4 protein-coding genes are annotated in these 5485 nt (G+C 59.2%); 1 reads left to right on the top strand and 3 read right to left on the bottom strand.

Translation table 11 applies throughout. From position 1 onward, the window contains the following. Positions 1 to 415: 415 nt before the first annotated feature. From VQ045_RS21155 to VQ045_RS21145, 3 genes are read right to left on the bottom strand one after another with little or no spacing between them, the layout of a single operon-like run. Positions 416 to 3457, bottom strand: a complete 3042-nt coding sequence (locus VQ045_RS21155) for a type I restriction endonuclease subunit R (RefSeq protein ID WP_331831530.1) — start codon at positions 3455 to 3457, stop codon at positions 416 to 418. Between the two features lie 9 nt (positions 3458 to 3466). Continuing rightward, positions 3467 to 4753 carry a restriction endonuclease subunit S gene (locus VQ045_RS21150; RefSeq protein WP_331831529.1) on the bottom strand — a complete coding sequence of 429 codons (1287 nt, stop codon included), beginning with the start codon at positions 4751 to 4753 and terminating at the stop codon, positions 3467 to 3469. Beyond that, complete coding sequence (locus VQ045_RS21145; protein ID WP_331831528.1) at positions 4750 to 5310, bottom strand: hypothetical protein; 561 nt, start codon at positions 5308 to 5310, stop codon at positions 4750 to 4752. Before VQ045_RS21145 ends, VQ045_RS21150 begins: the two co-directional genes overlap by 4 nt. Before the next feature lie 15 nt (positions 5311 to 5325). Between VQ045_RS21145 and VQ045_RS21140 the strand changes: the two genes are divergently transcribed. After that, a complete protein-coding gene (locus VQ045_RS21140; protein WP_331831527.1) occupies positions 5326 to 5460 on the top strand; it encodes a hypothetical protein in 135 nt (44 codons plus the stop codon). Positions 5461 to 5485: the final 25 nt, after the last annotated feature.

The following is a 5485-nucleotide window of genomic DNA, read 5'->3' as shown; positions in this document are numbered from 1 at the left end:
CCGTGTGAAGGGGAACCGGTGCTGCCATGACAAACCTCCGTTTGTCACAGTGATTCAGAATTCTGTCAGCTTGGGAATCCCCGAAGAGTCGGCCTTCGCTCCCGTTGGTATTATCCGTTGTTTTTGAGGGTTATGCGGTGCGAGCTGAACACCGGCTAGGGCCCCAGGAGGCCCGGAAGCATTCTCTCCAGGCCGATATTCTCTGGACCTGATGACTGCGCGGATTTGGTGAATAGCTCGTAACATGCTGATATCGCTTTTATTCTCAAGAGGCCGGTCGATGGTTAAACCGGGGTATCGTCCGGGTCGAGATGCGACTGGGATCGGAATCTTCTGAAGAGCCAGCCAACCTATCAGGCTGTTTGTCGCCGGATGATCTTCCTTTGCCACTGAAGCCGATCCGGGCACGCCGTCTTCAAACTCGCGTATGCTCGTCCAGCTTCTTATTCAGCACTTGCTCAATGCTCTGACTCCAGGCGGCCTTGAAGGAAGGATCCGACGCAAACAGCTTGTAAAGTTCTAACTCTTCCTTTCGGCGCTTCAGCATTACGTCCTGCAACATCTTTTCGAGCGCTAGCCCACGATTGTAAGGGTCGGAATTCCCCTCGTATTTCTCAGAATAATCCGGATGGGCGCGCACGCTATTCACGATGTTGATGAACTTAACCCGTTGCTCCTCAGGCGTTGCACTCCATCCTTGGAACCAGCGTTCATTAAAGCTGAGGATGATTTCGTCGAGCGGGTCTTTCTCCGGTTCGCCGTCTCGATAGCCGCGCGGATTGGGGTTCTGCGGGTCAAGCTCGGTCGGCGACGCATCAAGGCCAATGTTGTGATTCAGCTTGGTCCGCGCGAGGCCATAGGTCGAAAGATCGACAGCTTCCAATAGCTCGTCGAGCATGTCCTGGTCGGGATCCTTGATCTTCAGTTTTGGCACCAGGAACTTCAGAAACCAGAACAGCTTTTCCCAATCCAACACCTCGAACGGCATGATCGAGGCCATCTGCCCGTAAATCTTCACAAACTGTCGCGCCTTGATCTTGAAGTCGATCTTGTCCTTCTCGGGCAGTCCGAGCTGTTGATTGAACCGGTCCGCAGCTGTGTCGATGATCGGGCTCAGCGCTTGTGCGTCCTCGCCGGCAAAATACCGGGTGACGAACTCCTCGGCCTCTTGCCATTCGTAGACGCCGACCTGGTCGAGCGAACCCTTCAATTCGTGCAGAACGTTCACGTCTGTCGCCGAGGACAGGGTGGTGACGGTATAGAACGGATCAAATGCCGCCTTGATGTCCGCCACGTCGTTGAAGAAATCGAGGATAAAAAGGTCCTCGGTGCGCTTCCCCAGCTTTGGGGCGGAGCGGTTCAGCCGCGACAGCGCTTGCACGGCCAGCACGTGCTGGAGCTTCTTGTCCACGTACATCGTGGTCAGCTTCGGCTGGTCAAAGCCCGTCAGATACTTGTTCGCAACGACAAGCAGCCGGCACTCATCGTCATCGAACCGGTCACGCGTGTCCGACTCCGAAAAGCCATTAATCGCCGCTTCGGTATGGGTCACGCCATCCACGACCTTCTCGCCGGAAAATGCGATCAACGCCTTGAACGGGTGGCCCCGATCCGCCAGCAGCTTGGTCACCGCCCTGTAGTAGCGGATGGCCGCTTCGATGTTCTGGGTGACAATCATCCCCTTGGCCTTGCCCCGCAGCTTCTTGGGCGTCACGACCTGCTCGATGAAATGGTCGAGCATGATTTCGGCCTTGGTGTTGATCGTCTGCTGGCTGCGCTCGACATAGGCCCGCAGCTTCTTCTGCGCCTTCTTGGTGTCGAAAAGCGGGTTGTCGCCAATCGACTTCTGGATTTCGTAGTAGCTCTTGTACGTCGTGTAGTTCGCCAGGACGTTCAGGATGAAGCCTTCCTCGATGGCCTGCTTCATGCTGTAGAGGTGGAAGGGCTTGAAGCTGCCGTCAGCCTGGCGCTCACCGAACTTTTCCAGCGTCGTGTTCTTCGGCGTCGCTGTGAAGGCGAAATACGAGGCGTTGCCGCGCATCTTCCGCGACTGCATCGCCGCCAGGATGCGGTCCTGCGGATCGTCCTCGTCCGGGTCCTGATCGCCGGCGCCCATCGCGCGGTTCATGTTGTCATGCGCGCTGCCGCTCTGGCCGCTGTGCGCCTCGTCGATGATCACCGCGAACCGCTTGTCGCTGAGGTCGGCGATCCCCTCGATGATGAAGGGAAACTTCTGGATCGTCGTGATGATGATCTTCTTGCCGTTCTCCAGCGCCGATTTCAGATCGGCCGAGCGCACGGCCGGGGCAACGATGTTCTTGACCTCGGAGAAGTCCTTGATGTTCTCGCGCAGTTGCTTGTCCAGAAGCCGCCGGTCCGTCACCACGATGACGCTGTCGAACAGTGGCTGGTCCAGCCTCTTTCCGCCCGGAATGCCCGCCGTGGCCGGATAGGTCTCGATCAGCTGATAGGCCGTCCAGGTGATCGAGTTCGACTTCCCCGAACCCGCCGAATGCTGAATCAGATAGCTGTGCCCCACGCCCGTCGTGGCCGCATGGCCCAGCAGGCGGCGCACCACGTCCAGCTGCTGATAGCGCGGGAAGATCAGCGTCTTCTTGGACAGTGGCTCGGTCACCTTCCCCTCCAGCAGCACGAAATGCTGGATGATGCCCGCCAGGCTTTCCTTGGTGAAAACCTCTTCCCACAGGTAGGCGGTCTTGTGGCCGTTCGGGTTGGGCGGGTTGCCCTCGCCCTCGTTGTGGCCCTTGTTGAAGGGCAGGAAGAAGGTCGCGGGCCCGGCCAGTTTCGTGGTCATGAACACCTCGTCGGTGTCCACGGCCATGTGCACCAGCGCGCGGCCGAACTGCAGCAGGGGCTGGGTGGAGTCGCGGCCGTCGCGATACTGCTTTTGCCCGTGATAGCGGGCGGTCTGGCCGGTCCAGGCGTTCTTCAGCTCGATGGTGATCAGCGGCAGCCCGTTGATGAAGAGGACCATGTCGATCTCTTCGCCCGGGTTGGTCTGCGAATAGCGGACCTGCCGGGTGACGCTGAAGATGTTGCCGGCGAAGTTCTCGTGCACCTTGGCAGCCGAGCTGGCCAGCGGCGCGGGATACATCAGCACGAAGAAGGCGTCGTCGACGGCAAGGCCTTTCTTCAACAGGTGCAGCACCCCGTTCTTCTTGATCAGCCGGTCGAAGCGTTCGAGGATCTTGCGCTGCCAGTCACCGGGATTGCGGGCCTTCAGCTTGGCCAGCTCCTTGCCCTGGGTGCTTTCGAGAAACTCCCAGAAGAGCCGGGTGTCGAGCGCATGTTCGGCGTCGAAATCGGAAGGCAGGCCAAGCCGGAAGGGGCCATGGCCAGCGGGGGCAGGCTGGCCGGCCAGCTCCTCGGTCGTCAGGCCCGTCAGGCGCCGCTGGATCGCCTGTTCCAGAGCCACTTCCTTGGTGTTGCTGACCATGATCCCCCCTTACGCCACCTTGATCTTGCCCGTGACCGCCGCGTTGATCAGGCTGGTCTTGTATTCCTTGAGCGCGGCGATTTGGTCTTCCTTGATGCGGATGGCGTTGTCGATCTTTTCGCATTCAGAATTGATATGTTGCACGATGCCGCGCTGCTCATCGAGCGGTGGTATTGTTACAAGCGCACGCTTCAATTTCGGTCGGTAGAGGTTGCGCTGGATGGTGCCGACACCTTTCGAATGGATCAAATAGTGTGCAACAGTAGTGCCTACGCGGAAGTAGAAATTGGCGAATTCCGGTTCAAAGCGATCAGACAACTCCAATACGATGTATGCCGGGCTAACAATCCCTGTTTCGAACGAAACGCCGACAGAGCCGCGCCACGCCTGCTGATTGTTCAGGACCAAGTCGCCGGGTTCGACAACTTGATAATTCGATAAGTCCAGACTTGTCGCGTTCGTTCGCTTTTCTTCGACGTCGTCGAACTTGACCACACCGAGCCCGAGGTAAACTGACAGAAGCTGAAGGTCGGGCCTGCCTGTCCGCGACTTGATCTTCGCTTCGGTCAAGAGCGGCTTCACCTCCCAATGCGCGGGGATTTGGCCGATCCAGTCGATGCCGCTGTCCTTCATGGGGGCGTCGGGGTTCAGGCCGCGGGTGACGGCCTGCTGGATCAGGATCTGTCGCCGCTCGCGCAGAAGCGCGATCTGCTCTTCCTTTATTCGCACCGCCCCGTCCACCTTGGCGCATTTCTCGTCCAGAAACGCCGCGATGGCGCGCTGTTCGGGACGCGAAGGGACCGCCAGTTGCAGGTCTGCGAAGTCGTTGTAGCGGAAATCGGTCGACCGCTCCCTGATCCCCTTCGCCAAGGACACCAGCAGCCCGGACAAGGCGATGTGCCGCATGTAATAGGCATAGAAGTAGGGGTCGACCGTGTCAGGCTCGCGCGGGACACAGGCTGAATAGACAGGCGTTGCCTTGCCATCCGAGTCGGAAACGCCGATGGCACCGGCGAAGGCGTCCATGGCATGGATCACCAGGTCGCCTTTCCGAATGCCCTGGTATCCGTGTTCTTTCAGAGCGTTGGTGAAGCCATCGGTCCTGCGGTTGTTGCGAAGGGTAACCTGCCCATCCCGAAAACAGGTGACGATCTCGTCATCAGGGCGAACTGGGCGGTCCTTCTTGACGAACAGCCATTTTCCACGCTCGACATCCCAACTGGTGGGCAAGTCTCCGATCCACTCAACGCCGCTGTCCTTGTAGCTGTCATACGTCGGGTAGCTCGCAATGTTCATTCTGCCGGCTCCAACTTCGTCGCCACCTTTACGCCTAGGATGTCGGCGATCAGGCCATCGGCCTTTTGCTCCAGCGCCAGAATGTCCCGCGTCACGGCATCGAGGCTGCGCAGCGGCTTGTGGCGGTAGAAATATTTGTTGAAGCTGATCTCGTAGCCGATCTTGACCGTGTCGAGGTTGATCCACGCCTCGGGCACATGCAGCTGTACCTCGGCCTTGAAATAGCGGTGGATGCTGTCCTTCAGCGGTACCGCCTCGCTGTCGCGCAAGTCGGTGCTGGCTTCAAACGTCAGCCAGCTGCCATCGGGCTGGGTGTAGAGGCCGAAGTCGCCCAGTTCGTCGATTCCGCAGCCCAGCCGTGCGGCCACATCCTCCAGCTCGGACTTCGTGAAGCGCAGGGTCTTGCCGATGACCTTCTCCGCATCGTCGGCATACCAGCTGACCGCATTCAGGATCGCGTTCTTCTCGGTCGCCGAGAGCTTGATCTTGCGGGTCTTGAGGGTCTTGGCCACGCGGTCGCGGAAGACGTTGAAATCCGCCGTCTCCTCGGTACCCACGGCCTGCATCAGCTGATGGCCGACCCCGATCAGTTCACGCTGGCGCAGCCAGAGCGCGGTGTCGACCAGTTTGCCGCGCTGTTTGGTGTCAACGCCGGAGCAAATATGCGCCAGTTGGCCGGAGGAAATATGTGCCAGGTGACGTCATGAGAAGGGCCCCGATCGGGGCCCTTCT

It is taken from the genome of Aurantimonas sp. E1-2-R+4 (genome assembly GCF_036549515.1).
Taxonomy (GTDB): Bacteria; Pseudomonadota; Alphaproteobacteria; order Rhizobiales; family Rhizobiaceae; genus Aurantimonas; species Aurantimonas coralicida_A.
This window is presented reverse-complemented; position numbering and strand designations above follow the sequence as displayed.

Excerpts from the sequence above, each read along its gene's own strand:
- VQ045_RS21150 (WP_331831529.1), bottom strand. The coding sequence starts at position 4,753 with ATGAACATTGCGAGCTACCCGACGTATGACAGCTACAAGGACAGCGGC.
- VQ045_RS21140 (WP_331831527.1), top strand. The coding sequence starts at position 5,326 with ATGGCCGACCCCGATCAGTTCACGCTGGCGCAGCCAGAGCGCGGTGTC.
- VQ045_RS21155 (WP_331831530.1), bottom strand. The coding sequence starts at position 3,457 with ATGGTCAGCAACACCAAGGAAGTGGCTCTGGAACAGGCGATCCAGCGG.